The 3,717-nt window shown below is 61.7% G+C and carries 3 protein-coding genes; 2 read left to right on the plus strand and 1 reads right to left on the minus strand.

Annotated elements, in window-relative coordinates:
- Positions 1-140: 140 nt before the first annotated feature.
- The gene (locus FV234_RS25430) at positions 141-1,688 is read right to left on the minus strand and encodes a site-specific integrase (protein ID WP_246686310.1); all 1,548 of its coding nucleotides are present in this window, start codon (positions 1,686-1,688) and stop codon (positions 141-143) included.
- A 542-nt stretch (positions 1,689-2,230) separates the two neighbouring features.
- On the opposite strand from FV234_RS25430, the gene FV234_RS25435 reads away from it, so the two are divergent.
- Positions 2,231-2,866, plus strand: coding sequence for a DUF938 domain-containing protein (locus FV234_RS25435; protein WP_147832392.1), 636 nt, complete (start codon positions 2,231-2,233; stop codon positions 2,864-2,866).
- A complete protein-coding gene (locus tag FV234_RS25440; RefSeq protein WP_147832393.1) occupies positions 2,863-3,591 on the plus strand; it encodes an SDR family NAD(P)-dependent oxidoreductase in 729 nt (242 codons plus the stop codon). Before FV234_RS25435 ends, FV234_RS25440 begins: the two co-directional genes overlap by 4 nt.
- Positions 3,592-3,717: the final 126 nt, after the last annotated feature.

Consider the following 3,717-nt stretch of genomic DNA (forward strand, 5'->3'; position numbering starts at 1 on the left):
GTAGTATCGCAAGATGGGCTACAAGTCATAACGAATTGGGGGGCTAAAATAATGCTCCAATCTGTCGTTAAAATTAATATAAATACCGATTACATTTATTTATGTAATTAGATTGGCATATAAGGTGATGTTATATTTGATCACGTCTGCGGCAAACTAACTGGGATTCCTGGTAATTTCTCCAGTTCTCTTTTCATGGCAGATAGATCGTACTCGCCGTATCGGTCGCCTACGGAACGATGGGAGTGCCCGGTGATAGCGTCCGCGATATCGGGCGCAAGGCCATGGTTGCGCGCTAGAGTCTTGAAACGGTGCCGCCACGAGTGGTTGGGGGCCAGCCGAGGATCTTTTAGGCCCAAGTCGCGAACCCAGCGACCCAGCACCTTCGTACCATTGCCGCCCCGTTTGCCGAACTTATCCGGGGACAGTTCCGGGAACAGCGGGCCAGCCTTCCGGCTGCTGACGAATTCGAGGAAGCCCGCCGCGATCAGGGCCGAGTGCAGCGGGATCGTTCGTTCGGAGCCAATGTTTTTAAGGGAGCCTGCATCGGCATCGAACCTCAATGCGCGCGTACCCTCGATCTCGACGATATCTTCGACTCTCAACTGGCAGACCTCTGAAAGGCGGCCTCCTGTGAAGGCGCAGACCCAGGGCACCCACCGTCTCACCGCGTCTTTCTCTATCGCTGCCGCATCAAGGATGACCCTGGCTTCAGCTTCCGTGAATCCCCGTTTCCCCTGTCCAGGCTTCTGCTTCACGCTGATTGTGATGCGCTCGGCGGGATTTTCGGCAAGTCGCCTGTTATCGACACCCCATCTCAGAATCGCGCGAACAGGCGCCAACCGACTCTCTCGGATCGTCTTCGCAGCTAGGCCTGCCGCAACCAAGCTGTCCTTCCAGGCAACCAGATCGTCAGCGGTGATCCGCCCGACATCGTCGTGCTTCAGGAACGCTGAAAGCTGCGCCATAACCCGTGTCCAGTCATAGACCGTCTTCTCTGCCGGCTTCCGTTCGGCAGCCCAGCCGTTCACAAGGTCATTGAACTTGACTGATGCCTGCGTACCCATCCGCCTCGTTACAGGGGTGGGAGCGACCAGGGGCGTCTTCGGCGGTCTGTCATCTCCGGGTACATCACCAAGCGCGTGCCGCTTTAGGATCAGGCTCGCCCGCTGAATGGCCGCCGCGACAGCCTTGGCGAGAGTGCGGCGGCCGTCCGGATCGACCTGCAAACCCTTTTTCCTGATGAGGATGTCGGCCTGCTTGAGGCACCATTCCTCCATCTCGTCCTCACCGCGGTCGGCGTACTCACCGTGAAGAACCTGATGAACGACATCAGGGCGCCCCCAAAGTCCTTTCCGGCGCTGCTGCCAGAGACGCTCGAAGAGGTCCGTCTGCCAGAAATTTAGGCTTGGGTTGTCGCGATGCAGGGCGATCCAACGATCTTGAGCTGGCGCAGCCAGCTCATGCGCTTCGCGCTCACTTAACGCCTTCGGGCCAGCCTGGAGGGCCTCCCACCGCTCTTCGATTTCGAGAATGGCCTTGGCATGACGCCGCCGAGCCTCCTCCGGATCGTGCGTCCCAAGGCTGACGTTTTCGAGCGATTTGCCGACAAGGGCGCGCAGCCGAGCCGGTACAGCCTTGCGGACATAGTAGATGCCGCTGTCGGGATGTTTCCAGGGACGGGCCATTGGCAGAGGCATATGTACCACCCGAATGTACCAGTCGGGCCGTACGAAACCGTTGCAGGTCAGCAACTTACCGTGATGATTGAGCTTTAGGTCTAAGTGGCGGAGAGGGGGGGGACTGTCCGGCCGGCCTCGAAAACTCAATTAAATCAACGACGTTTCGTTTGGCGCCACAACCCACTTTGTACCAGCTAACAGTACCAGCGTCGACGTTGAATTCGATGACAAGCGGTTGCGGCAAATAGTCAACGGGGCTCGCCTCCGCCACCCTGTGATTGAGGTTGTCGGGGAGCGCGTCTGGGAAGCAAGGTCCGAAGTCGGGGCAGAGATTGCCGTTTGATAGCGTTGTAGATCTGGTTTCTTGTTCCCGGATTCTGACACATGGTACAGTCCGCATCCGACCCAAGTCGGCCATTCAATGGCCGAAACACGGATCCCGGAAGCGGCCATTGATGGAGCGCCGCTGTAGGGTGTTTTTGCCTCCGCGCATGCATGCCGCAACGAGAGGGCATGCGGTTGGCATCGGCTGCCCTTAAAAGAGCCCTATGCTCGATGCCTTGTTATCGCCGGCCGCGGCCCGCAACGCCGCCTTTATCGCTGAAGTCCTCATGCGGGTTCTCCCGCCCAGCGGCCTCGTCCTTGAGATCGCGAGCGGCTCGGGCGAGCACGCCGTCCATTTCGCTCGTGTGCTGCCCGCGCTCGTTTGGCAGCCCAGCGATCCCGATGAAGCGGCCCGTCGCAGCATCGTCGCCCATGCTCGCGCCGCAGGGCTGGCGAACATCCGGTCGCCGCTGGCGATCGACGTCACCCGTCAGCCTTGGCCGGTGACGCGGGTGAACGCGGTCGTCGCGATCAACATGATCCACATCGCCCCCTGGGGCGCGAGCATTGGGCTGATGGCGGGCGCGGAAGCGACGCTCGCAGAGGGTGGTGTGCTCTACCTGTACGGTCCTTTTCGGGAGGGTGGCGCGCACACCGCTCCGAGCAACGCCGCGTTCGACGACAGCCTGCGCTCCAGGAATGCCTCCTGGGGGATCCGCGATATCGAGGCGGTCGTAGCAGCCGCCCGAGCGCACGATCTGCATCTGGTCGAGCGCGTCGTGATGCCGGCCAACAATCTCAGTTTGATCTTTTACCGAGGGCGCCGAGGCTTAGCCGTAGACAGGGAGTCGACGTTTTGACCGCCTCGCGCCCGACCAGCGCGGTCATCGTCGGTGCGTCCGGTGGCATAGGCGGGGCTTTGGTCCACGCGCTCGCCGAGCGTGCAACCCACGCGCCAATCTTCGCGCTCTCCCGCTCGGAGGCGTCAGTCCCGCAGGGCGTCCGAACTCTTTCGATCGACCTGAATGACGAGGCGACGGTTGCGGCGGCGGCGGCCAGGGTCGGCGAAGCCGGACCAGTCGGCCTGGTCATCGTCGCCACCGGCCTTCTCCACCGGACAGGCATCTCGCCCGAAAAGACTGTAAGGGCGCTCGATCCCACCGCGATGGCCACCGTCTTCTCAGTCAACACGATTGGCCCTGCGCTTGTCGCCAAGCATTTCGTGCCCCTGCTGGCGCAACGGGAGCGATGCGTGTTCGCGGCCTTGTCGGCGCGGGTCGGGTCGATCGGCGACAATCGACTAGGCGGCTGGTACGCCTATCGCGCCTCGAAGTCGGCGCTGAACCAGATCCTGCGAACGCTCGCGATCGAGGTTGCCCGCAGCCGACCGGAGGCGATCGTCGTGGGTCTACATCCTGGCACGGTGGCCTCCGGTCTGTCTCGGCCCTTTCGGCCGGACTCGACGGCTGACGGCGTCTTCTCACCCGAGGAGAGTGCGGCGCATCTCTTGCGCGTGCTGGATGGCCTCAAGGCGGACGACACCGGCGGCGTCTTCGCCTGGGACGGTTCGCTGATCCCCGCCTAAGAGCCTGTTTGAGCCCCTCAGCCGTCCGTCCCCATCTGCCTCGTGTGCAAACACGAATTCCGCCTGGCGGGGCGGAGTGGAGAGCAGATGTGGACGGACCGACATCGGACGCGTCATGAGGCGCGT

It is taken from the genome of Methylobacterium sp. WL8, from assembly GCF_008040045.1.
Classification (GTDB): Bacteria; Pseudomonadota; Alphaproteobacteria; order Rhizobiales; family Beijerinckiaceae; genus Methylobacterium; species Methylobacterium cerastii.